25 protein-coding genes, 1 pseudogene and 1 riboswitch are annotated in these 24,343 nt (G+C 40.1%); of the genes and pseudogenes, 5 read left to right on the forward strand and 21 right to left on the reverse strand.

The window, feature by feature from the left end; all coding sequences use genetic code 11:
• Position 1 precedes the first annotated feature (1 nt).
• Positions 2–553, forward strand: coding sequence for a cysteine hydrolase family protein (locus RWP09_RS01685; RefSeq protein WP_314433350.1), 552 nt, complete (start codon positions 2–4; stop codon positions 551–553).
• Positions 554–622: 69 nt separating this feature from the next.
• Here RWP09_RS01685 and RWP09_RS01690 read toward each other — a convergent pair whose 3' ends face one another.
• Entirely contained in the window at positions 623–1,306 is a 684-nt protein-coding gene (locus tag RWP09_RS01690) for a hypothetical protein (RefSeq protein WP_314433352.1), read from the reverse strand.
• A 286-nt stretch (positions 1,307–1,592) separates the two neighbouring features.
• On the opposite strand from RWP09_RS01690, the gene RWP09_RS01695 reads away from it, so the two are divergent.
• The gene (locus RWP09_RS01695) at positions 1,593–1,823 is read left to right on the forward strand and encodes a hypothetical protein (RefSeq protein WP_261149272.1); all 231 of its coding nucleotides are present in this window, start codon (positions 1,593–1,595) and stop codon (positions 1,821–1,823) included.
• A 73-nt stretch (positions 1,824–1,896) separates the two neighbouring features.
• Here RWP09_RS01695 and RWP09_RS01700 read toward each other — a convergent pair whose 3' ends face one another.
• The 17 genes from RWP09_RS01700 to RWP09_RS01780 all read right to left on the reverse strand — a co-directional run bounded on the left by RWP09_RS01700 (position 1,897) and on the right by RWP09_RS01780 (position 18,732).
• Positions 1,897–2,670 carry an NUDIX hydrolase gene (locus tag RWP09_RS01700; protein ID WP_314433356.1) on the reverse strand — a complete coding sequence of 258 codons (774 nt, stop codon included), beginning with the start codon at positions 2,668–2,670 and terminating at the stop codon, positions 1,897–1,899.
• Position 2,671: 1 nt separating this feature from the next.
• Entirely contained in the window at positions 2,672–3,451 is a 780-nt protein-coding gene (gene pnuC / locus RWP09_RS01705) for a nicotinamide riboside transporter PnuC (protein ID WP_314433358.1), read from the reverse strand.
• Between the two features lie 9 nt (positions 3,452–3,460).
• Positions 3,461–4,519 carry an AAA family ATPase gene (locus RWP09_RS01710; RefSeq protein WP_314433360.1) on the reverse strand — a complete coding sequence of 353 codons (1,059 nt, stop codon included), beginning with the start codon at positions 4,517–4,519 and terminating at the stop codon, positions 3,461–3,463.
• A 147-nt stretch (positions 4,520–4,666) separates the two neighbouring features.
• Positions 4,667–7,099 (reverse strand): ATP-dependent Clp protease ATP-binding subunit, encoded by a 2,433-nt coding sequence (locus RWP09_RS01715; RefSeq protein ID WP_314433361.1) that lies wholly within the window; start codon positions 7,097–7,099, stop codon positions 4,667–4,669.
• A gap of 1 nt (position 7,100) precedes the next feature.
• Positions 7,101–7,559, reverse strand: coding sequence for a CtsR family transcriptional regulator (locus tag RWP09_RS01720; RefSeq protein WP_061759634.1), 459 nt, complete (start codon positions 7,557–7,559; stop codon positions 7,101–7,103).
• A gap of 118 nt (positions 7,560–7,677) precedes the next feature.
• A complete protein-coding gene (locus RWP09_RS01725; protein ID WP_314433365.1) occupies positions 7,678–8,406 on the reverse strand; it encodes an ABC transporter ATP-binding protein in 729 nt (242 codons plus the stop codon).
• Positions 8,406–9,413 carry an ABC transporter substrate-binding protein gene (locus tag RWP09_RS01730; RefSeq protein ID WP_314433367.1) on the reverse strand — a complete coding sequence of 336 codons (1,008 nt, stop codon included), beginning with the start codon at positions 9,411–9,413 and terminating at the stop codon, positions 8,406–8,408. The genes RWP09_RS01725 and RWP09_RS01730 overlap by 1 nt, the downstream gene beginning before the upstream one ends.
• 37 nt (positions 9,414–9,450) lie before the next feature.
• On the reverse strand, positions 9,451–10,209 hold the full coding sequence (locus RWP09_RS01735; protein WP_314433369.1) for an ABC transporter permease: 759 nt from the start codon (positions 10,207–10,209) through the stop codon (positions 9,451–9,453).
• A complete protein-coding gene (locus tag RWP09_RS01740) occupies positions 10,172–10,462 on the reverse strand; it encodes a thiamine-binding protein (protein WP_000647655.1) in 291 nt (96 codons plus the stop codon). Before RWP09_RS01740 ends, RWP09_RS01735 begins: the two co-directional genes overlap by 38 nt.
• 69 nt (positions 10,463–10,531) lie before the next feature.
• Positions 10,532–10,634: riboswitch (TPP riboswitch) on the reverse strand.
• A gap of 82 nt (positions 10,635–10,716) precedes the next feature.
• Positions 10,717–11,835 (reverse strand): choline binding-anchored murein hydrolase CbpD, encoded by a 1,119-nt coding sequence (gene cbpD, locus RWP09_RS01745; protein ID WP_314433372.1) that lies wholly within the window; start codon positions 11,833–11,835, stop codon positions 10,717–10,719.
• Positions 11,836–11,924: 89 nt separating this feature from the next.
• On the reverse strand, positions 11,925–12,191 hold the full coding sequence (locus RWP09_RS01750; protein WP_001278169.1) for a Veg family protein: 267 nt from the start codon (positions 12,189–12,191) through the stop codon (positions 11,925–11,927).
• Position 12,192: 1 nt separating this feature from the next.
• Complete coding sequence (dnaB, locus tag RWP09_RS01755; RefSeq protein WP_117304656.1) at positions 12,193–13,545, reverse strand: replicative DNA helicase; 1,353 nt, start codon at positions 13,543–13,545, stop codon at positions 12,193–12,195.
• Positions 13,546–13,588: 43 nt separating this feature from the next.
• Positions 13,589–14,041 carry a 50S ribosomal protein L9 gene (gene rplI, locus RWP09_RS01760; protein WP_000864213.1) on the reverse strand — a complete coding sequence of 151 codons (453 nt, stop codon included), beginning with the start codon at positions 14,039–14,041 and terminating at the stop codon, positions 13,589–13,591.
• Positions 14,038–16,011 carry a DHH family phosphoesterase gene (locus tag RWP09_RS01765; RefSeq protein ID WP_314433376.1) on the reverse strand — a complete coding sequence of 658 codons (1,974 nt, stop codon included), beginning with the start codon at positions 16,009–16,011 and terminating at the stop codon, positions 14,038–14,040. The genes rplI and RWP09_RS01765 overlap by 4 nt, the downstream gene beginning before the upstream one ends.
• Positions 16,012–16,146: 135 nt before the next feature.
• Positions 16,147–16,695, reverse strand: a complete 549-nt coding sequence (gene hpf / locus RWP09_RS01770; protein WP_004255322.1) for a ribosome hibernation-promoting factor, HPF/YfiA family — start codon at positions 16,693–16,695, stop codon at positions 16,147–16,149.
• 79 nt (positions 16,696–16,774) lie between these two features.
• Complete coding sequence (locus RWP09_RS01775; RefSeq protein ID WP_314433378.1) at positions 16,775–17,437, reverse strand: ComF family protein; 663 nt, start codon at positions 17,435–17,437, stop codon at positions 16,775–16,777.
• Positions 17,434–18,732, reverse strand: a complete 1,299-nt coding sequence (locus RWP09_RS01780) for a DEAD/DEAH box helicase (RefSeq protein ID WP_314433380.1) — start codon at positions 18,730–18,732, stop codon at positions 17,434–17,436. The genes RWP09_RS01775 and RWP09_RS01780 overlap by 4 nt, the downstream gene beginning before the upstream one ends.
• Before the next feature lie 56 nt (positions 18,733–18,788).
• Here RWP09_RS01780 and RWP09_RS01785 point away from each other — a divergent pair, with 56 nt between their 5' ends.
• The 3 genes and pseudogenes from RWP09_RS01785 to cysK all read left to right on the forward strand — a co-directional run bounded on the left by RWP09_RS01785 (position 18,789) and on the right by cysK (position 20,904).
• On the forward strand, positions 18,789–19,424 hold the full coding sequence (locus RWP09_RS01785) for a YigZ family protein (RefSeq protein ID WP_314433382.1): 636 nt from the start codon (positions 18,789–18,791) through the stop codon (positions 19,422–19,424).
• A gap of 15 nt (positions 19,425–19,439) precedes the next feature.
• Positions 19,440–19,882, forward strand: a pseudogene (locus RWP09_RS01790) (PH domain-containing protein).
• A 95-nt stretch (positions 19,883–19,977) separates the two neighbouring features.
• A complete protein-coding gene (cysK, locus tag RWP09_RS01795; protein WP_314433384.1) occupies positions 19,978–20,904 on the forward strand; it encodes a cysteine synthase A in 927 nt (308 codons plus the stop codon).
• A gap of 121 nt (positions 20,905–21,025) precedes the next feature.
• On the opposite strand, the gene tsf is transcribed toward cysK, so the two are convergent.
• From tsf to pcsB, 3 genes are all read right to left on the reverse strand, one after another.
• The gene (gene tsf / locus RWP09_RS01800) at positions 21,026–22,066 is read right to left on the reverse strand and encodes a translation elongation factor Ts (RefSeq protein ID WP_314433386.1); all 1,041 of its coding nucleotides are present in this window, start codon (positions 22,064–22,066) and stop codon (positions 21,026–21,028) included.
• A 78-nt stretch (positions 22,067–22,144) separates the two neighbouring features.
• On the reverse strand, positions 22,145–22,924 hold the full coding sequence (gene rpsB / locus RWP09_RS01805; RefSeq protein WP_060806019.1) for a 30S ribosomal protein S2: 780 nt from the start codon (positions 22,922–22,924) through the stop codon (positions 22,145–22,147).
• 228 nt (positions 22,925–23,152) lie between these two features.
• The gene (pcsB, locus tag RWP09_RS01810) at positions 23,153–24,337 is read right to left on the reverse strand and encodes a peptidoglycan hydrolase PcsB (protein WP_314433389.1); all 1,185 of its coding nucleotides are present in this window, start codon (positions 24,335–24,337) and stop codon (positions 23,153–23,155) included.
• Between the last annotated feature and the right edge of the window lie 6 nt (positions 24,338–24,343).

Below are 24,343 nucleotides of genomic sequence, written 5' to 3' on the forward strand. Positions count from 1 at the left end.
AATGGTTCATATTGCTCTACTGATTATCGATATGCAAAAAGCATTTGATAGCCCTATCTGGGGAGAACGGAACAACCCTCAAGCTGAACAACAAGCACTGAGGGTACTGGCATACTTTCGTAAACACGCTCTTCCAGTCTTACATGTTCAACACATATCTGACAATCCTCAGTCACAATTTCACAACAAACAAAATCAGGTGTTTAAAAGTGGATTTGAACCAGTCACCTCAGAACCTGTCTTTCAAAAAACGGTTAATAGCGCCTTTATTGGAACAAATCTTGAAACATATTTACGAGAAAAACAGATTGGTCATTTAGTCGTTGTTGGCTTGACTCTGCCTCATTGTGTATCTACTACGACACGAATGGCAGCAAATCTTGGTTTTGAAGTCACTTTACTAGCAGATGCTACTGCCAGTTTTACCCTATCGAACAAAAACGGTCAGACCATCTCTCCTGAGACTATCCATGAGATTAATCTCCTTTCTCTACAAGATGAGTTTGCTCAAATTCTTACTACAGAAGAATTTTTAACCCAAGTACAAGTATAAAATAATCCGTCGACTCTTACTGAGCTGACGGATTTTCTTTGACTGTAAAAATTTAAATACTGAGGATTATTATTGATTCAAAGCAACACTGGAAACCTTACCATCCGCTCCTGTTGTAATTTGGATGATTTTTCCTCCACCGATTTTGGCATTATACTTGCCATCATCAAGAGTATAAGAATAACCTCTGATAGAGTAGTTTTCTTTCTTTCCATCAGCAGATTCTACTGTGAATTGACCGCCGGATGAAACTGTAATGGTTTCGCCATTAGCTCCCTTCCAGTTGCCCGCTGCAGCTGAGAAATCACCGTCTACCATGGTTAAAACACCCTTGTAGCGTTTATTTTGCTCTGCTTGCTTGTCTTGAAGTTTGCGGTCAGTTGTTGGGTCATAGTTTGATTGATTAGACTGGGCTTGAGGAGCTTGTTGAGTTGAAGGAGTCTGAGCAGGAGTTTGTTGACCAGCCACTTCTTGACCTTGTCTTTGCTCTGGTGCAGGTGCCGCTTGTGATGGTGTCGCAGTTGCTGCAGACTGGTCAGTAGATGCCTTGGCCTTTTCAGATGAAGCTGAACTTGAGGACTTCTGAGTCTTGCTTTCTTTGCTAGAAGAAGCTGCTTTAGAACTTGATGATTGACTTGTTTTTGCAGAGCTGCTGGTTTGAGTGGTTTCCTTTTTATTTCCACAAGCTCCCAGTAGCAAGGTAGAAGCCAATACAGTTGCTGCCATCAATTTGATATAGGTTTTCTTTTTCATTTTTCTACTCCTTTGTAATATTTTAGAAATATAAAGAAATCTTTTTGTAATATAATTGTAACATTGGGATTTGAATATGTCAACAATTTATCTAAACTATTTTAAAAATCTCACATCATTTAGATACATTTACTCCTCCTACTCTTCTATTCGTAGTCTAATATCAAAAACAGAAAAAAATTCCTATTTTGAGTAATATTTTTAAATCACTCTTGTGTAATCGCTTGCAACTTTAAGTACAAAGGAATATAATAACATTGAAATAGGATATAGGAGGTATAGGTTTATGTCAAATAAGTATTACAAGTATCTTCCTTGGGTGATTTTAGATGCTTTCGCTTCTTACGGGGGAGCTACTCATTACGCTCAAACAACATTTGATTTGTTCTTCTTAACTATCGTTTTTATGATTGCCTACGTAGCTTTATTGTATTTACACGAAACCTATTTAAAATATAAATACAAAGATTTATTCATTCGCATCATGAGCAATTCTAAGAAAAAGAGCCATCCCTAAAAACAGTCGCAACAGCAAAGCAAACTAATAAAGGCAAATAAAGAGGTCGGGAACTTTGTCCCGACCTCGTTTTTTATTTCAATCGATAGGTTTTTCTTGGTTTCTTTTTAGGTACTCGTTTGAGTCCAACTTCTTCTACATATTCTCCATATTTTACAAGAAAGTTATTGCTGACGATTGGACGACCGGGGTTGATAAGATTGACCAGTTCAGTTCCTTCGTAGACAGTGAACTCCTCCTCCAGCAGATAAAGGAAGGTCGGATTCCAGTCGAGACGACCTTGGATCCGTTTGATAGACTCTTGGATAATGGCATAATGGTCAAAAGCGAAGGCTTGCTCCTCCAACTCCACTCCCTCTAGGTAGCATTTGCCTGTCTGAAAATCGACATCTACGAAAACAACATCCTTGGCATCGTCTCCTGCTTGAACAAGTTCTAATGCACGACTAGGCAAATAAACCAAGTGGGCAATGGTCACTGTCCAGCCCCGTGGGTCACGGCCGGGGGTCGATACGGTCATCAATTGCTCGATTTTTTCCAAAGGAAGATCGAGATTGACTTCTTCTCTCACCTCACGCTGACAGGCATGCGCAGCATCTTCGCCCTTGTCCATAAATCCTCCAACTAAGGCCAAACAGTTTTGATAAGGGTGAGCCTTGCGGCGAATTAATAAGAGCTTGATTTCTCCTTCAACAAAGCAGTAGGCTACCATATCCACCGTCACACTTGGTTTTTCGTATTGAGGGAGTTCCTGCTTGTAGTACCAATCTAAAAACTCTTCCTGACTGGCATGGATTTCAAAATATTCTCTCTCTGTCATTCCTGCTGGAATCATCGTGTCCACCATTTTATGCCTCCTTACGAACTGCCTTGGTCCATTGGTACCAACCTACTAGACTATTGAGTGTGTAAACCCAGTACATCCCTTGGATGTGGATGTTTTCACCCCACCAGAGATAAATACTAAAGAGATTGGTTGCAATCCAGAAAATCCATTGCTCACGATAGAGACGTGTCATCAAGAGCTGGCCGACACCATTGGTCGCATCGGTAACACTATCACGGAAAGGGCGAGCACTATGGATACTTTGGTAAGCCAAGCCCATACCAATCCAGATGATAGCAGTCAAGGCTAAGTACTTGAGCCAGTCAAAAACAGATAATTTCTTAGCTTCAAAATGAGATTCTTCTGCTTTTCCTTGGTCATTGATACGGTTGGACAGCCAAGCATAGAGACCAATCGGCTGCATGACAAAGAAGTAAACAGTTGTCAAGACTTCGCCATAAAAAGTCGCATTCATAGCCAAAATCAAATAGATAGCTGAGTTAATAGCCCCAAAGAGATAATTACTTGCACGCCCTTCTGCTACCAAGATAACACAGACAATCCCAGTCCAAGACGCAAACAAGCTCATCCAGTCATGACTTTCTGTATTTTGCGTGAATTCCAAGAACAAGGGAACACTTGACAGGACGATGAGATACAACCACTGGAAGAGGCTACGGCCGACAAAGAGATCTTTCCAGAGCAGGTTCATGATTCCTGCAAAACCGATCTTGCGGGCTTCCGCATGGACATTTTTAAAGTTTTCGATAAATTGTGTGATTTTTTCAGTTAGTTTTTTCATAATTTTCTCCTAATCTGCTTGGTAAATGGCATCAATAGCCACTTTGGCTGCTTCATAATTGCCTAGGTAATCTTCAGCTAGATAAACTAGTGGAATGGTGGTTAAATATCGCTCTCTCATCTGATCCAAATGTTGGGAAAAACTATGACGAATATGGTCTTCTGCCATAGTCATATCTCTAAATCCGTCATTGACATAGGAACCGACAGGTTGCACAAAGAGAATCAAGTCCCATTTTTCCTTAGCCAAGATCGAGACAAAGAGATTGTCAAAGGTTTCTCCTGATAAGTCCCCTTGGTCCTCAGTCTCCATGTAATAATCATAGTAGCCCTTGGTTACTAAGGAGTTGGTGTCTGCTATCACCAGTCCCCTATTGGCATTGCTATCGATTAACTTTGAGGTCTGGTCATACTGCCCCAACAGGAGATAATAGTAATCCTTTGGAGTCAACTCGTCGTCGCGGACATTGTTTTTGATCTGGTATTCACGCGCGTATTCCAGACTGACGGGTGCATCGTAATACCTTGCCAAATCCTTGGCCAGAGTGGTCTTCCCATTGCTAGCACTTCCCATAATCAACACTTTCTTTGTAAACTGACGTCGGAAGGGTTGAGCGATATATTTCCAATATTTGCTTGGATTTTCTCGAATCATAGTCGCTGAGATACCAAATTTTCTTTCTTGCAAAACAGTCTCAAAGCCACGATTTGATAATTCTTGCTGGTAGTCTGCTTCTCCCACAAAGAAAATTAGTTCTTGCTGGGTTTCATCATAGGAAATCTCCAATAACATCTGGTCCAACCACTCCTGCCAGCCCATAGGGTAACGGGTAAGATTGGTTTCATCTAATTTGCAGACAGAGGTCAACTCGTCATCACCAAAGGCCTCTCGGATATAGCGAAATCTTTTTTGAAGCGTTAAGCCTACCTGCTCCCCTCTGTCTCCCTTATAGCCTGAAACTACAACCCAGACCTGGTCACACTGCCGCTTCGCTCGCTGAATTAGATCGATATGTCCTTGATGAAGCGGAGCAAAGGTTCCAAATACCACTGCTGTTTTCTTTTTCATAAACGCATTGCCTTTTTATGGTTTTTGATATTTTCATTATCTATGTTTTTATTATAAACTATATTTTTGTTTTGTCAATAGGTTTTTATGATTTTTTATAAAAAGATTGTGGAAAAAAGAATCAAGATTGCTCCTGATTCTCCATTTTTAGGCAATATCAAATTTTAACTGGCCTGCTTTAACACCAATCTTAAGTGTGCTGCCTGCCACCAAATCTCCCTTAAGAAGAAGTTCTGCCAACTTGTCCTCCACTTCTGTTTGCAGGGTTCTGCGAAGTGGACGAGCTCCCATCTCTGGGTCATATCCTTGATTTGCCAACAATTTCAGTGCGGAAGCTTGTAATTTCAAGTCAATGCCTTTTTCAGCCAAACTTGCCACTAAAGGTTTGACCATAATCTTCACTACTTCCTGCATATGGTCGCTAGAAAGGCTATGGAAGACCACCTTTTCATCAATACGGTTGATGAACTCCGGTCTATAAGCTTTTTTCAGCTCTTCAAACATGCGTTTTTCCATATTTTCCTGATCAAAACGAATATCCTTAGCCCCAAATCCGACAGTCTTGTCATCACGAAGGGCTGTCGCACCAAGGTTTGACGTCATGATGATGATGGTATTTGAAAAGTCAACCTTGCGTCCCTTGCTATCGGTCAAGACACCGTCATCCAAGACCTGCAAGAGAACATTAAAGATGTCTGGATGGGCCTTCTCTACCTCGTCAAAGAGGAGAACAGAGTATGGTTTGTTGCGAACCTTCTCGGTCAACTCCCCACCTTCTTCATACCCCACATAGCCTGGAGGAGCTCCATTGAGACGACTGGCTGCAAATTTCTCCATATACTCACTCATATCAAAGCGGATAAGGGCTGATTCATCGTCAAAAAGAACTTCTGCCAAAGCCTTGGCCAATTCGGTCTTACCGACACCTGTAGGTCCTAGGAACATAAAGGAACCAATCGGACGCTTGTGACTACGAATCCCTGACTGATTGCGGCGAATGGCACGGCTAATGCTTGAAACTGCTTGATTTTGACCGATGACACGTTTATGCAGTTCAGCTTCCAGGTTCAGGTATTTCTTAGCGTCAGTCTGAGTCAATTTTTGTACTGGGATACCTGACAAGCGACTCAAGGTAGTCAAAATATCAGACTCTGTCACCAAGTCTTTATAGACAGGCACTTCCTCTTCTTTTGCGATTAGCTGGGCTGCCTGTTTCCACTTACCATCCATCAAGGCCTTGTCAGCTAGACTTAAGTCAGAATCGTCTGCTTTTACATGCTTAGCCTTATTTTGCACTGTTGCTGCTGCCTCATCCAAGAGGTCGATAGCAGAGTCTGGCAAGTGACGACTAGTCAAGTAACGATGTGCCATCTTGACGGCTGTTTCAACCGCTTCATCTGTGATTTGCACACGATGATGTTTCTCATAAGTCGCCTTCAAACCTTGCAAAATGGTCATGCTGTCTGCAACACTTGGCTCTTCAATCGTCACTTTGGCGAAACGACGAGAAAGAGCTGCGTCTTTTTCAATGTGTTTTTGGTATTCTTCCTGAGTTGTCGCACCAACCGTTCTCAAAGTTCCACGCGCCAAGGCTGGCTTCAAGATATTGGCCGCATCCAGAGTTGAGTCAATTCCACTCCCGGAACCCATGATAGTGTGGAGTTCATCGATAAAGAGGATGACTTGCCCATCTTCTTCAATATCCTTAATGATATTATTCATGCGCTCTTCAAAGTCACCACGGAAACGTGTCCCTGCAACAACATTCATCAAATCAAGCTCTAACACGCGCATCTTAGCCATTTCCGCAGGTACATCACCACTAGCAATACGCTGAGCGAGCCCAAGCGCCAAGGCTGTTTTCCCGACACCAGCATCCCCAACCAAGACAGGATTATTCTTGGTTTTACGGCTCAAGATTTGAATCATACGCGAGATTTCCTTATCCCGACCGATGACTGGTTCTAACTTGCCAGAACGCGCTTGCTCTGTCAAATCATGCGTATAGTCCTCGAGACCACCACTCGGAGTCTGGGGCATGCCCATCATATTAGCCATAGAATTTTGCTTATCAGCTACTGTACGATGGCGTTGGCGTAAAGCCTTGAGGTCTTCACGGGTCCAGCCTGCCCGTTCTTCTAAATTTCGACGTAGGGCAGCAATCTTGACCTGATCTTTCTTGTCTTCATAAGAAAAACCAGCCCTCTCCAAGATACGAGTCGCCAAGGCATTTCCATCATGCAAAATGGCATAAAGGACGTGCTCTGTCCCTAGCACCTTAGCATGGACCACTGATGCTACATACTCTGCTTCATCAAAGAGAACCTGCAAACGATGGGAGAACGGCAATTCCGTAAAGGTTTCATCCTGGCTATAGTCCGTTTCAGTCAGTTCCAAAGCGACTTCTTCTAAACGGTCCATCTCATATGGATAATCATTTAAAGTTGCCCCTGCCACACTATAACTGTGATTGGACATGGCAATCAACAAGTGCCAAGACTCTAGATAACGAGCTCCAAAATGGCCAGCCACCATGTAGGCACTTTCGATACATTCATTCAATGCTTTTGAATAGTTCATCTTACTTCCCTTTTCTATCTACCTCTTGTATGACCTGTCGTAGCATGTTTGCACGAACAACTGGAGCTTCTTCTCCTAGAACGCGATCCAAAGCTACTGATACTAGCAAAGTCATCTCCTGCTTGGTCATCAATTCCTGCTCAAGCAAAAGCTGGAGAATATCCTCATAAATTTCTTGACTGACCCGCTCACCAATCGAGTAAAGCAGCTCCCTGAGCATTTCATGATGACTAGAAAACTCAATCCGTCCTATACGAATATAGCCTCCGCCACCACGCTTACTTTCAACCAAGTAGCCTCTACTTTCAGTAAAGCGTGTCTTGATCACATAGTTAATCTGACTAGGGACAACCTGAAAGGTATCTGCCAACTGACTACGTTGCAACTCCACGATACCAGATTGATCTAAAATCGCCTTGATGTAGGCCTCAATATGATCCGATGTATTTTTAAATCTCATTACAAACCCACCTCTCTCTTTGAACCTTGACTATCTTTGACTATTATACCGAAATTTTCTTATTTTTAAAAGAAAAAGGGCGCTGGTAAAGGATAATCTTCACCAACTCCCTATTTTTCTACTTATCTAAGCCTAATTCTGCTAAAATTTGACGTTTGTAGGCAATCTTTTGGACTTCCTTGTCCTCGTCTCCAGACCAATCTAGTTTAATTTCTGAAACAATCTGCCCAGGGCGATTTTTCAAGATATAGATGCGGTCGCTGAGACTAAGGGCCTCCTCGATACTATGAGTAATAATCAATGTTGTCAGTTGCAACTGCTTGTGAATCTCAAGGTACCAAGCGTGTAGTTCCATCTTGGTCATCTCATCCAAGGCGCTAAAGGCTTCATCTAAGAGAAAGAGCTTGTGCCCAAAAAGATAGGTACGAAGCAAGGCCACACGCTGGCGCATCCCACCACTGAGTTCATGAGGGTATTTATCTCTTACAGCTGTCAACTGGAAGGTCGCAAGAATGTCATCTGCGCGAGCAATAGCTTCTGCCTTATCCACTTTTTGAATCAAGAGGGGCAAAATGATATTACCAAGTACCGTCTTGTGCTCTAAGAGCAGATCCTTTTGCAACATATAACTCACGCGCCCCTTAGGATTTTCTTCACCATCAAGGACAATTCTCCCTGACTGAACTTCTAAAATCCCCGCAATTAAGTTAAAGAGGGTGGTCTTCCCTACACCACTTGGGCCCAGAATGGAAACCACTTCACCTGAAGTCACCTGCAGGTGAATGTCCTCTAAAATCCTATCTTGACCATAGGCATAACTGACGTGTTCTAGTCTAATTTCTGTCATTATTTCACAAATTCGTTGGTGAAGCCTTTGTCTGTCAAATCTTCTTTGAGGATACCATTTTCTCTATCCCATTTGTAGAAGGCATTCCAGCGAGCTGCATCAAATTGACCCCATTTTTCCTTGTCGCTTGCGTATTCTTTTGACAAGTATTTTTGAGATTCGATGACAAAGTCACGTTTTTCCTGAAGTTCAGGTGCATTCTTGATGAGGATATCTGCCGCTTCCTCTGGATGCTCCATAGCATATTGGTAACCTTTTTTGATAGCTTGGATAACTTTGCGCGCTTCTTCTTTGTTGTCTTTAAGGTAGTCGTTGTTTGCGATGATAACTGGTGAGTAGTAGTCAAACTCCTTGACATAGTCTTTCAAGTACAAGAAGTTAGCATCTACACCTTGAGATTTTGCAAGGATACCATCCCATCCGTAGTAGATCCATGCAGTATCAAATACTCCATTAGCAATTGGTGTGATAGAGTTTGAGTCGTTATTTGGTACTTTTTCAACCTTCTCAAAGTCCCCACCTTGTGATTCTACCAAGGTTTTCAACATAGCAAGCTCAGTTGGGTCATTCCATGTACCATATTTCTTACCAACCAGGTCTTTTGGACTAGCTACATTGTCAGATTTACGAGAAATGATTCCTGATGTATTGTGTTCTACGATAGCTGCAACGGCAGTAATTCCTGCTCCTTTTTCCAATTTTTTAGCCATATAGTCTTGGAAATACACTGCAAATGGTGCCTTGCCATTGATAACCAAATCAGAAGAACTTTCTTCTGGTGGCAATTTCAAATCAACATCCACTCCAGCTTCTTTGAAATAACCTTTTTCCTTAGCAACATAAAGCCCTGTGTGGTTGGTATTTGGTGTCCAGTCTAGGATAAAGTCAATCTTCTTAAGTTCTGCTTCCTTATTATCCTTAGAAGCAGTTCCTTGACCACAGGCCACAAGTACAACAGCTACAAGAGCTGTCACAAGCGTTAAAAACACTTTCCATGTTTTTTTCATTTTGATTTCCTCTTTTCTTTTTTGAAACATTCTAATTTTACGAACGTTTCCATTTAATAACATATTTTTCACTAATATCGACAAATTTCATACCCAAAAGGCTGATAATCGATACCAGAATAATAATAGCAAACATGGTATCATACTGAAACAGTTTCTTGGACTGAATCATATAAACACCAAGACCCTCAAAGCCTCCTAGCCACTCGGATACCACTGTTGTGATAAAAGCGTAGGAGACACTGACCCTCAGACCTGCATAAAAGTAAGGCAAGCTGACTGGGATTTTAAAATGCCACAGGATTTGCCAAGGCTTGGCCCGCATCAGACTAAACAAGGTCAGCATATCCTTGTCACAATGCCTAAAACCGTCCAAAATGCTGACGATGATAGGGAAGGTTGTCGTCAAGATAATCAAAACAATCTTGGGCAAAATCCCATAGCCGAGCCACAAGACCAGAATAGGAGCTAGGGCAATGGTCGGGATAGTCTGAACAACCACCATCATTGGGTAAATCAGGTCATTAAGCCAAGTCAAACTGTCCATAAGTACAGCCATGAGACAGGCAATCAAGACTCCCAAAACCAACCCCAGTAAAGCTACTCTCAAGGTGGCCCAGCTATGGTGCCAGAGAAATTCTCTATCACGAACAAAGGCCTGGAGAATTTCAAGAGGTGTCGGCAGGATAAACTTGGGGAGAAGTTTAAGAAAACCTGCTAACTGCCAAATTGACAAGACTCCGAGAAAACCCAATAGACTAATGTGTCGTCTCAGTATACTTTTCAAGTTTCTCATCAATACTTAAAATCTCTCCTACATTTATTTTGACATTGGCAAAGACATTATCTGCCTCCTGCCCTGCCACTTCCAGCGCTTCTTTGAGAATGCGCATGAGCTCATCAAACTCCCCTTCCAAGACCGTTTCAAATGGTGTCACCACCATAGTCACCTCTTGAGCTTGCAGATAAGCAATGACTTGATCGATAACAGCAATCCGATCAATCCCCTGTGATAGGGGTAAAATTTGCAAGGCGATGCTTGCTTTCATAAGAACCTCCTCTTCTCGTTTTCCTTTGACAAAAAGAAAAACCTTTACCATATATGGAAAAAGGTCAAGAATAGACTAAGTATCGTTCCCTACGCCGGCATTACCCAGATCAGGTGCGGTCGAAGCTTAACGCTTCCTCTCAGACTGTACACAGACTCCCATATATTATATGGACATATGATAGCGCAAAATAAAAAAAATGTCAAGGAAACTGCTTACAGAAAAGAGCAGGAAATTTTTCCTGCCCCAATTTTCTATACTCGTTCTCCATCACTGTTTACTCTGTAGCCATCCACCGTCGTATTAACAGCTAAGGCACCTGAAGAGTAAGAATAATACCACTTACCAGAAACTTGATACCATCCTGTTTTCATTGCCCCTGAACTATCTAGATAATACCACGAGCCATTCTCCTTTAACCATCCTGTCTGCATTTCACCAGATGATTTCAAATAATACCAGCTAGAACCATCTTTCAGCCATCCCGTTGATTTAGAACCATTTGATTTGAAGTGATACCAACTACCATTTATTTTCTTCCAACCAACAGTTGAACTACTATTGGATCCATAGCTAGAGCTATTTCCTGATTGATTCTGATAATTCTGTGAAGAAGTCACCCCCTCTAGCTGAATATAGCGACGACTTCCGTTATAAGATGTATAACTCAACCACTTGTATCCATCTTTTTCGAGAATTTGATCATAATGAACATTCTCCCCAGGATAATAGTAATCAATCGCAGTTGCGCTAGCTAGAGGCTGATTTTTGATAGCAGCCTTAGCCTTAAAATAATGTGTTCCCCCTGTTGAAGTTGAGGATTGACTATTTCCAACACTGCCACCAGCCAAATCTTTAAAATGAATAAAACCAGTCATAGTATTGGCTTTAACGACGCGCTTATTGTAAGATTCCCTTATTCCATAGTTGTATTCTTCAATCTCAATCTCATCTCCCACTACATTTGACACCCAAGCAACATGACCATAAGTTCCTGCAGTAGACCAAGCAATGGAGCCAATAGCTGGTGTATTGTCTACACGATATCCTTCACGACGAGCACGATAGCCCCATTCATTCGCATTTCCATAAGCTGCCGGAATCTCAAAACCATTGACATTACTCAAACGAAAAGCTGCAAAAGAAGTACACTGACGAGAATACATCCGCCACTTATCAATCTCCTGACTCCCATTTTTATAATAAGTAGGATAATCATCCCCACGCGCAATCGATCCATTTCCTCCGGAATAGGCATATACACTATCACCCGCTGCTAGCATCAATCCTACTACTAAAAAAGGAACAACCTTTTTAACTGATTTTCTAAAAGAAAATCCTGTCTCTGTTACTTTGAATGGTAAAACTTTCATTCTTCCTCCTTAAAAAATAATATAAATCGAAGATTACCTTCACTTAAACTATTCGGAGAAAAAAAGAAAAAGTGAGAAAATTTCTCACTTTAGTCAAGATAATGAATCAAATTCTTTTCTGTAAGGATATCTGAGTAAGTAAAGGATTCAACGTAAACATTAGCTTGTTTATCTCCTTCAACGTTTCCAAATTCAACGATAAATAGGGATGGATAAACCTCAATTAGCTTGCCCAATCTATTTTTTTGGCGCTTACGACCATTCTCCAAAGTCATTTCTACGACTTGTCCCTCATGTGCCTTGATCTCTTCTTTGATTTTTTTCATCTTGGCTACATCTGTAAATGCATCTGACATCTTATGCCTCCCTCTTTGAGATACTTGAAAATTTATTATATTCTTTTTGGAAAATCAATTCCACTGTTCCACGAGCTCCACTGCGGTTTTTCTCAATAATAACTTCTACCTTATTATTTGGTATGCCTTCCTCTTCTTCACCACCACGCTCATAGTAGTCGTCGCGATAAAGAAAGGCTACGATATCAGCGTCCTGCTCAATAGACCCAGATTCACGAATATCAGACAAGACCGGTCTCTTATCCTGACGTTGTTCTACACCACGAGAAAGCTGACTTAGAGCGATTACTGGAACTTTCAGTTCCTTGGCTAGGATTTTCAACTGACGTGAAATTTCTGAAACCTCTTGTTGACGATTTTCTCGACCAGTTCCCGTGATAAGCTGCAAATAGTCTATCAAAATCAAACCAAGATTTCCAGTTTCTTGAGCTAATTTACGTGAACGAGAACGAATCTCTGTAATCCGAATTCCTGGCGTATCATCAATGTAGATACTTGCATTAGCCAAATTGCCTTGAGCAATGGTATACTTTTGCCATTCCTCATCGGTCAATTGACCTGTACGGATAGAATGCGATTCCACCAAACCTTCTGCCGCAAGCATACGATCCACTAGACTTTCCGCACCCATTTCGAGTGAAAAAATAGCAACCGTTTTGTCTAACTTAGTCCCAATATTCTGAGCAATATTCAAGGCAAAGGCCGTCTTACCAACCGCCGGACGGGCTGCTAGGATAATCAACTCCTCCTCATGAAGTCCAGTCGTCATATGATCCAAGTCACGATAACCTGTCGCAATACCTGTAATATCGGTCGTTTGTTGCGAGCGAGCCTCCAGATTTCCAAAGTTGACATTCAATACATCTCGAATGTTTTTAAATCCACTTCGATTTGCATTTTCACTGACATCAATCAGGCCTTTTTCTGCCTGAGCAATGATTTCATCAGCTGGTTGCGAAGCCTCGTAAGCTTGATTGACAGACTCTGTCAACTTGGAAATTAATCGCCGTAACATAGCCTTTTCTGCAACAATTTTAGCATAATACTCCGCATTAGCAGAAGTTGGCACAGAATTGACAATCTCAACCAAGTAAGACAGGCCACCAATATTCTGTAAATCCCCTTGATTATCAAGAATGGTACGAACCGTTGTTGCATCTATAGCATCGCCACGATCGGATAAATCGACCATAGCTTGGAAAATCAAACGATGGGCATACTTAAAAAAGTCCCGAGACTCAATATATTCTCGCACAAAAACAAGCTTACTCTCGTCAATAAAGATAGCCCCTAAAACGGATTGCTCAGCTAAGATATCTTGAGGTTGTACTCGTAACTCTTCTACTTCTGCCATCAGACTTCCCTTCCTTTTACAATCTTGTCAAGAAAGTGTAAATTTACCCTTCTTTCACACGAAGATTGATTACACTTGTGATATCTTGATAAATTTTCACTGGTACATCGATCAAACCAACTGCTCGAATCGGAGCTTGTACTTGAATATGACGTTTATCAATCTTAATTCCAAATTGCTTTTGCAATTCTTCTGCAATTTTCTTATTGGTAATGGAACCAAAGGTACGACCATCTGGACCAACCTTTTCAACAAATTCTACAATAGTTTCTTCTGCTTCTAGTTGGGCTTTAATTGCTTTTGCTTCTGCAATCATCTCAGCGTGAGCTTTTTCTTCAGATTTTTGTTTACCACGAAGTTCACCTACAGCTTGAGCAGTCGCTTCTTTTGCTAGATTCTTTTTGATAAGAAAGTTTTGTGCATACCCTGTTGGTACTTCCTTAATTTCGCCTTTTTTACCTTTTCCTTTAACATCTGCTAAAAAGATTACTTTCATTCTTCTTTCTCCTTTTCCTTTATTTCATTTAATACAATTTCTATCAGTTTTTCACCTGCTTCTGACAAGGTTGAATCCTTAATTTGAGCTGCAGCTAAATTAAAGTGGCCTCCACCCCCCAGCTCTTCCATAATCCGTTGTACATTCAGTTTACTACGACTGCGAGCTGAGATAGAGATAAATCCTTGTGTATTCTTCGCAAGAACAAAACTCGCTTCAATACCTGACATAGCTAACATGGCATCTGCTGCCTTACTAATAACAACTGTATCATAGCATTTCGAGTCCGTAGCCTCTGCTATCAGCACATCTGAACCTAATTTACGTCCCTGTAAAATCAGTTCATTGACCTCACGATATTCTTCAAAATCCGTCGCAGCCATTTCCTGGATAGCAATACTATCGCTTCCGCGCGTTCTGAGATAGCTAGCAACATCAAATGTCCGACTAGTCACTCGTGAGGTGAAATTTTTAGTATCCAACATCATACCAGCCATTAAGACACTTGCTTGCATACGACTCAAACGATTTTTCTTAGAATTCTGGAACTGAATCAATTCCGTTACCAACTCACTGGCACTACTTGCACCACTTTCGATATAAGTGATAACTGCATTGTCTGGGAAATCCTGATCCCTTCGATGGTGGTCAATGACGATGGTTTGGGTAAATAAATCATAAAAATCTTTTGATAAAGTTAAAGCTGTCTTTGAATGGTCTACAAGAATCAACAAAGAACGATTGGTCACCATCCCCATTGCATCCTTAACAGACAACAACTTCGTAACTCCTTCTTTTTCTAAAAATGAAACAGCCCGTTCAATATCTGGCGACATTTGTTCTTCATCATAAAGAGCATAACTATTTTCAGTCACATTACTAGCAAATAACTGCATACCTACAGCAGAGCCCAAAGCATCCATATCCAGATTTTTGTGACCAACTACAAAAACCTGATCTACACTTCGAATCTTATCTGAAATAGCCGTCATCATAGCACGCGTACGGGTACGAGTACGCTTGATTGAGGCAGCAGACCCACCACCAAAATAAACTGGATTTTTCGTTTCGTCGTTTTCCTTGACAACCACCTGGTCGCCACCACGCACTTCAGCCAAGTTTAAGTTGAGCAAAGCAACTTTCCCTATTTCATCATGATTCCCATCGCCATAAGAAAATCCCATACTTAAGGTCAATGGCAACTGTCTCTGTTTCGACTCTTCTCTGAAAGCATCGATAACAGAAAATTTATCACCCATCAATTCCTCAAGTACTGTATAGTCCGTAAATAGATAAAAACGGTCCATACTCACTCGACGAGAGAACATGGCATGCTTCCCAGCAAATTCTGAAACAAAATTGGCTACAAAACTATTGATATGACTGATATCAGACTCCGATGTTTCATCTTCTAAGTCATCATAGTTGTCAACAGAAACAATCCCAATCACAGGTCGACTCGTTACTAACTCAACAGTCGCTTCGTATTCTCCAGACACATCAAAGAAGTAAAGAACTCCAGACACCTTGTCCATATGAACCGAATAACGGGTCTCCCCCAAGGTGGCATAAGATCCCGGATTTCCTACCGATGCCTTGATAATTGTTTGAATTAACGCCACATCAATTTCGCCCACTTCATTAGTCAAGATCAATTCAGCATAAGGATTGAACCATTCAACCTCACCTGACGATAAGTCTAGTTTAATAACTCCGACAGGCATCTGTTCTAACAAGGTTGTCAAACTATCTTCAGCTTGGTGGTTTACATACTGGATTTGTTCTACTTCATTCTTTGAGTAGTAGTCTCTCTGATGGATGAATAGTAAAATATATGAACCCAAAATAAGTAGCAAAATAAATAGCGTTACCAGTGTATTCGTTACAAAAACAAGTTGCACAGATAGCACTCCGAACGCCACTATTCCTAATATTAAGGGGAAAATAGGACTTATATAAAATTTTTTCATTCCAAACCTCTTGGCACCCATTATACCATAATAACCACCAAAAAGCGACTTTTTAAAAGTGTAATCAGTAATTCTATCAATTATAAGAAAAAGGAGGTTTACAAATCAGTAAACCTACCTTTACACATGCTCTAATTAAGATTCTTTAACCTCTAACAAACCAATTTCGCCATCCTCACGACGATAAATCACATTGGTTGTTTGATCTTCAACATCCACATAGATAAAGAAATCATGTCCCAATAAATCCATCTGTAGAATAGCTTCTTCCAAATCCATTGGTTTTAAATCAATTTGTTTTGAACGAACAACTCTAGACTGGACAACATTTGTATCTTCCACCAAAGCATCTGTAAATAATTGACTAGTTGCTACCTTATTTTTATTTTTACGCTCGATTTTTGTTTTATTTTTACGAATCTGACGTTCAATTTTATCAGTTACAAGGTCAATTGAACCATACATATCTTGAGACACATCTTCTGCACGAAGAGTAATAGAGCCAAGCGGAATCGTTACTTCCACTTTAGCAGTTTTTTCACGATACACCTTCAAGTTAACTCGAGCATCCAGCTCTTGTTCAGCTTGAAAATACTTTTCGATCTTTTCGAGTTTAGAAACTACATAATCACGAATTGCTTCTGTTACTTCTAGGTTTTCACCACGGATACTATATTTAATCATATGAGTACCTTCTTTCTAAACATTTTTGTTTTTCTGATTTTATTATAACGCTTTCATTTTATTTTTGCAAATTTTTTCCTCATCTTACAAGGGAAAATGTTTTTACATCCTCAGCACCAGCTTCTTCCAATAGTTTCTTCACACGATTTATAGTTGTTCCAGTAGTATAGATATCATCTATAAGTAGGATTTTTTTAGGAATAGTGATTCCACTTTTGACAAAGAAAGGAAGTTCTGTCTCCAAGCGTTCTGAGCGACTTTTAGAAGAACTGGCTCTTTCTTCTCTTTTCTCTATTAAATCCAGATACGAAAAACCTGCTGCCTCTACCAAGCCCTCAACCTGATTAAATCCCCTCTCAAGCAATCTTTCAGGACTTAGGGGAATTACAACAAATTGGTACCCTTTGTACTTTTTTAACTCCTCACTTAAAACTAAAGCAAAAACTTTTCTTAAAAGGAAGTCTCCATCAAACTTATACCGACTGAAAAAATCCTTCATAGCTTGATTGTAAATAAAAATCGCTCTATGACTGACCTCAATTCCTTCTTTACACCAAAATTGACAATCTTGACACTTTGTTGACAACCCTGTTTTCATACAGTTTGGACAGTTATCCTCTCCAATCCTCTCAAAAGTAGAGTCACAGTCTGAACAAAGACAAGAATCATCATTTTTCAGAAGTAAGAGACTACTAAAAGTTAAAACAACCTTCATAGTCTGCCCACACAATAAGCACTTCATAGACTCGCCTCCTTATTCATCTGCTGAATTTCCTTAATTGCCTTCTTGATTGAAGTATTTAACCCATCATGGAAGAAAAGCAAATCTCCTGTCGGTCTGTCCATACTCCGACCGACACGTCCTCCAATCTGTATTAAACTAGACTTGGTAAAAAGACGATGATTCGCTTCTACTACAAAAACATCTACACGAGGAAAAGTCACACCACGCTCTAGAATAGTTGTGCTGATGAGTATAGTCAGCACACCATCTCTAAATGCTTGTACCTGCTCTAATCGATCTTCCGTAACAGACGATACAAATCCAATTTTCTCATTTGGAAATTGCTCCTGTAAGATTTCTTTTAACTGCTCCCCTTTCTTAATTTCTGAAGCAAAAATGAGTAACGGATAAGCTGTCTTTCTCTGCTTCTCAATATAGGACTTTAACTTTGGTGACAACCGATTTTTCTCTAAACAGTGATTAAAATCCGATAACCAGACAGGTTTAGGAATAATCAACGGATTTCCATGAAATCGTCTCGGCAAGCTTAGCCTCTTTAACTCTCCTAAACGGACCTTCCTATCTAACTCATCGGTAGAAGTCGCTGTTAAAAAGATTCTCATGCCATTCTCCTTTACACTATTCTTTACAGCATGGTAAAGAATTGGATTGTCAACATAAGGAAAAGCATCTACCTCATCCACTATCAGTAAATCAAAAGCTTGATAAAACTTTAATAATTGATGTGTCGTTGCAACAACTAATGGTGTTCGAAAATACGGCTCTGATTCTCCATGTAGGAGGGCTATCTCGCAAGAAAAATCATCTTGCAGGCGCTTGTATAGCTCCAAACAAACATCTATGCGAGGACTGGCCAAACATACTGCACCTCCTGCATTGATCACCTTAGCCACAACTTGGTAAATCATCTCCGTCTTTCCAGCTCCTGTTACAGCGTGAACCAAGGTTGGCTCCTGCTTATCTACTGCTCGAATCAGCCCCTCTGATACCTTCTCTTGAAAAGGAGTTAATTGACCACGCCATTTAAGAACATCTTGCTTCGGAAAATCCTCCTGTGGGAAATAGTATAAAGATTGATCACTCCTAACTCTCTTCATAATCAAGCATTCCCGACAATAGTAAGCACCGATAGGCAAATACCATTCATCTAAAATAGCACTATTACAACGTTGACAGAAAACTTTCCCCTTCTCCTTTCTCATTGCTGGAAGTTTCTCTGCTAACTGACATTCCTCTTTAGTTAATTCATTCTCAGTAAACAAACGACCGAGATAATTTGGATTTACTTTCATACTTCTTTATTCGTAAAAACCTAGCGCTTTAAATGATTTTTTAGTACAATTAAATCATGGAATTTAGAACAATTAAAGAGGACGGTCAAGTCCAAGAAGAAATCAAAAAATCACGCTTTATCTGTCATGCTAAGCGTGTTTATAGCGAAGAAGAAGCTCGCGACTTCATTACTGCCATTAAAAAGGAACACTACAAAGCTACGCATAACTGCTCAGCCTTTATCATTGGGGAACGTAGTGAAATTAAACGGACAAGTGATGATGGTGAACCCAGTGGTACTGCTGGAGTTCCCATGCTTGGGGTACTAGAGAATCACAATCTTACTAATGTCTGTGTGGTAGTGACACGCTACTTTGGTGGTATTAAACTAGGCGCTGGAGGATTGATTCGTGCTTACGCAAGCAGTGTTGCCTTAGCTGTCAAAGAAATTGGCATCATTGAAACAAAGGAACAAGCTGGCATTGCTATTCAGTTGTCTTACGCTCAGTACCAAGAGTACAGTAACTTCCTTAAAGAACATAATCTCATAGAGCTGGATACAAACTTTACAGATCAAGTCGATACGATGATTTATGTTAATAAAGAGGAAAAAGAAAATATTAAAGCTGCACTTGTAGAGTTTTTTCATGGAAAAGTTACCTTAACTGATCAAGGTTTACGTGAAGTTGAAGTTCCTGTAAACTTATTGTAAACAAAGGAGAAAAATATGGCATTTGGTAAATTCATTCAAGGATTAGCTGATAACTTTAGCGAGCAAAATAAAGAAACTCTTATCAAATAATATGGACAATATCTACTAGAAAATGAAGAAATTTAAAGTGGATATAAACTGATTCGTGACTCAATTTATTTACAAATATCCGTATTATCTTTACAGATAAACAAGGCGCTAGCAGTCGTAAGATGTCTATTAAATCAATCTTTTTAATGAACATTATTAACATTGAAATGGAAACTGCAGGAGCAGGTATAGATGATAGTGAAATTACTATTACTTATTTAGAAAATGTCTTTCTAAAAGCACATAATGAGCATTTTAGTGCTCATAAATTTGAATTTCCTAAGAAAACGGATATCGTTCCACTTTACACCTATTTACTAGAATTAGCTTATCACAATCGCTTGAAAATTAACAGCTTAAACCTATGATATAAAAAAATCCTATCACTTCGATAGGATTTCTATATTTTACAAATGGTATAGATAGCGTTATACTAGAAATATCTTATACAAAGAGGTGTATTATGGCTATTTATAACAACATTACTGAACTAATCGGACAAACACCGATTGTTAAACTCAACAACATTGTTCCAGAAGGTGCTGCGGACGTCTATGTAAAGCTTGAAGCATTTAATCCTGGTTCATCTGTAAAAGACCGTATTGCCCTTAGCATGATTGAAAAAGCTGAACAAGACGGTATTCTGAAACCTGGTTCTACTATTGTTGAAGCAACAAGTGGAAACACTGGTATTGGACTTTCATGGGTAGGGGCTGCTAAAGGGTATAAAGTTGTTATCGTTATGCCTGAAACTATGAGTGTGGAACGACGTAAGATTATCCAAGCCTATGGTGCTGAACTCGTCCTTACGCCTGGTAGCGAAGGAATGAAAGGTGCTATTGCTAAGGCTCAAGAAATCGCTGCTGAACGTGATGGTTTCCTTCCTCTTCAATTTGACAACCCAGCAAATCCAGAAGTACACGAAAGAACAACAGGAGCTGAGATACTAGCTGCTTTCGGTAAAGATGGATTAGATGCCTTTGTTGCTGGAGTGGGTACCGGTGGAACAATTTCTGGTGTTTCTCATGCACTCAAATCAGCAAATTCAAACATTCAAGTTTATGCAGTGGAAGCTGATGAATCTGCTATTCTATCTGGTGAAAAACCTGGTCCTCACAAAATTCAAGGTATATCAGCTGGATTTATTCCTGATACACTGGATACAAAGGCTTATGATGGTATCGTTCGTGTAACGTCAGACGATGCTCTAGCACTCGGCCGTGAAATTGGTGGAAAAGAAGGTTTCCTTGTAGGGATTTCTTCAGCTGCAGCTATCTACGGAGCCATCGAGATTGCCAAAAAATTAGGTACAGGTAAAAAAGTCCTTGCTCTAGCACCAGATAACGGTGAACGTTATCTCTCCACAGCACTCTATGAATTTGAAGTTTAGTCTCCTAAATACAATTGGCCCTTATTATAGGGCTTTTTATTTATACCTTAAAAATAGGAACATCTCCCTATAGGGATCGACTGCATAATAAAAAGGAAGCAATTTGGCTTCCTTTTTATTATTAGTTATTCAAGGCTGCTGCCATTGTAGCTGCAACTTCAGCTTCGAAGTCATTTGCAGCTTTTTCGATACCTTCACCAACTTCAAAGCGAGCAAACTCAACTACTGAAGCGTTAACTGATTCAAGGTATGCTTCAACTGTCTTGCTGTCATCCATGATGTAAACTTGTGCAAGAAGTGTGTAAGCTTGGTCAACTTTAGTGTTGTCAAGCATGAAGCGATCCATTTTACCTGGGATGATTTTGTCCCAGATTTTTTCTGGTTTACCTTCTGCAGCTAACTCAACTTTGATATCAGCTTCAGCTTGAGCAATTACTTCATCAGTCAATTGAGCTTTTGATCCATACTTCAAGTGTGGAAGAGCTGGTTTGTTAACCATTGCACGGCTTTCGTTGTCTTGGTCGATAACGTGGTTCAATTGTGCCAACTCATCTTTAACGAATTGCTCATCCAATTCTTTATAAGAAAGAACAGTTGGTTTCATCGCTGCAATATGCATTGACAATTGTTTAGCAAGAGCTTCGTCTCCACCTTCAACAACTGAAATAACACCGATACGTCCACCGTTATGTTGGTAAGCTCCAAAGTGTTGTGCATCTGTTTTTTCAATCAATGCAAAGCGACGGAATGAGATTTTTTCTCCGATAGTTGCTGTTGCAGATACGTATGCAGCTTCAAGAGTTTCACCTGAAGGCATTGTCAAAGCAAGTGCTTCTTCATTGTTAGCAGGTTTTCCTTCAGCAATAACTTTAGCTGAAGTATTTACCAATTCAACGAATTGAGCGTTTTTCGCAACGAAGTCAGTTTCAGCGTTTACTTCAATAACTGCTGCAACATTACCGTTAACATAAACACCAGTCAAACCTTCTGCAGCAACACGGTCAGCCTTCTTAGCTGCCTTAGCCATACCTTTTTCACGAAGCAATTCAATCGCTTTTTCGATGTCACCGTCTGTTTCTACAAGCGCTTTTTTAGCGTCCATAACACCGGCACCAGATTTTTCACGCAACTCTTTTACAAGTTTAGCTGTAATTTCTGCCATTTTGATTCTCCTATATTTTTTAAAAATAGGAGAGCCGGGCTAAGCCCCGCCCTCCTAGGTAATTACTATTTATATGAATTAAGCGTTGTCGCCTTCTACAACTTCAACGATTTCTTCGATTGAATCTGCTTGAGCTTCTGAAGCTACAAATTCTGCTTCAACCGCTGCTGCATCTTCACCTTGACGTCCTTCGATGATAGCGTCAGCCAATTTAGCTGTAATCAATTTAACAGCGCGGATAGCGTCATCATTAGCTGGGATTATTACATCGATATCATCTGGATCCGTGTTTGTGTCCACCATCGCTACAACTGGAATTCCCAATTTTTTAGCTTCTTTAACAGCGATTTGCTCTTTATGTGGGTCAACTACGTACATAACATCTGGGATACGAGGCATATCTTCGATACCACCCAAGAATTTTTCAAGACGTGCACGTTGTTTGTTAAGAAGTGCAACTTCTTTCTTAGGAAGAACTTCGAAAGTCCCATCTTCTTCCATACGTTTGATCTCTTTCAAACGAGCGATACGTTTTTGGATTGTTCCCCAGTTTGTAAGAGTTCCACCCAACCAACGGTGGTTGATGAAGTATTGACCTGAACGTACTGCTTCTTCAGCAACTGCATCAGCTGCTTGTTTCTTAGTACCAACGAACAATACAACTGCATCGTTAGCTGCTGCATCACGCATAAAGTCGTATGCTTGGTCAGCGTATTTTACAGTTTGTTGCAAGTCGATAACGTGGATTCCGTTACGCTCAGTGAAGATGTACTTAGCCATCTTAGGGTTCCAGCGACGAGTTTGGTGACCAAAGTGTACACCAGCCTCAAGAAGTTGTTTCATTGAAATTACTGCCATGAGTATTTCTCCTTTTTGTTTTTTTCCTCTTCTTGACTTCAACTCGCAAAACGACCCAAGGGCAACTGTTTCACAATTCATCAAGAATGAGTATTATCGTTCACACGACAAGTTTCATTTTACCATACTTTTTCAATATTTTCAAGCTATTTTAGTAGATTTTTAAAGTAAGTTCACTACATAAATCATCATAAAAGAGACTCGAATAGAGCCTCTTCGTTTCATTCATTAGTTTGGATAGATATATGTTACAAAACCTTCTGAAGTTGTAGTAGGATTGAACCAACCACGTTTATTTCCGATTGTACGGTTTCCACCATAGTTTGATTCAGATACTTGGATACTTGTTGATGATGAAACAGCTGTAACTACGGCTACGTGTCCATATCCACCATCATTCCAACATGCAATCGCACCAACTTGAGGTGTAGAACCTGTACGGAATCCTGCTGCAGCTGCACTTGTAGCCCACTGTGCTCCATTACCCCAGTAGTCTCCAGCCCAAGGTGCCAATGTCTTAGCTCCCCATGTACACTCACCAGTTGGATAACTTGACGCATTTGTGCTATATGTTGGATGATGTTTCACTAGTGCAGGAGTATAGCTTGAAGATGATTCAGAGACTGCTTGAACTTCTGCTGTGAAAGTTGTATTCCCAGAAGCAACAACTGTTTGTTCTTGACTTGCTTGTTTAGCTTTATAAGCAGCTTCTGCTTCTGCAGCTGCTTTAGCTTCTGCTTCCGCTGCAGCTTTTTTCTCAAGTAAACTTGCTTTTTCATCCTCTGCTGTAGCCTTTTCAGCAGCAAGATTCAATTCTGCAGCTTTCAATTCTGCTTGTTTTGTAGTTAATGTTTGAGCATCATCAGCTAATTTTTGTTGATTTGCAATAACTGTATTAATTGCATCATTATTTGCTACTTGTTTTTCAGAAATAGCTTTTTTATCTGCTTTTTGTTGTTCCAACATCTTATTGTTTGCAGATACGATTTCGCTCATTGCAGCAACACGTGAAATAGCTTCTGTAATCGATTTTGAATTTACAATTGTATTTATGTAACTTGTTGCAGCTCCATTTGTTTGAGCACTACGAGCTTGTTTTTGCAACGAATCATTACGAGATACAATATTCTTAGAAAGTTCTGTAATTTCACCCTCAAGTTTTCTAGATTCTGCTTGTAGTCTATCATTCTCAGATTGCAAGTTTGATTGCTCTGTTTGAATAGCAGATACTTGCTCCTGAATTTGATCAACTTGTTTTTGAGCTTCTTGTTGTTGCGCTGTTAAATTACTAATTTTATTATCTTGAGCAGCAATTTTGTCATCAGTAGTTTCTGCATGCGCAGTTGTTAAAACAGCAACTTGAGAAACCATTACTGTACTTAGTAAAAGTGACGCTAAGATTTTTTTCTTCATAGTACG

Origin of the sequence: uncultured Streptococcus sp. (assembly GCF_963521255.1) — a bacterium.
GTDB lineage: Bacteria > Bacillota > Bacilli > Lactobacillales > Streptococcaceae > Streptococcus.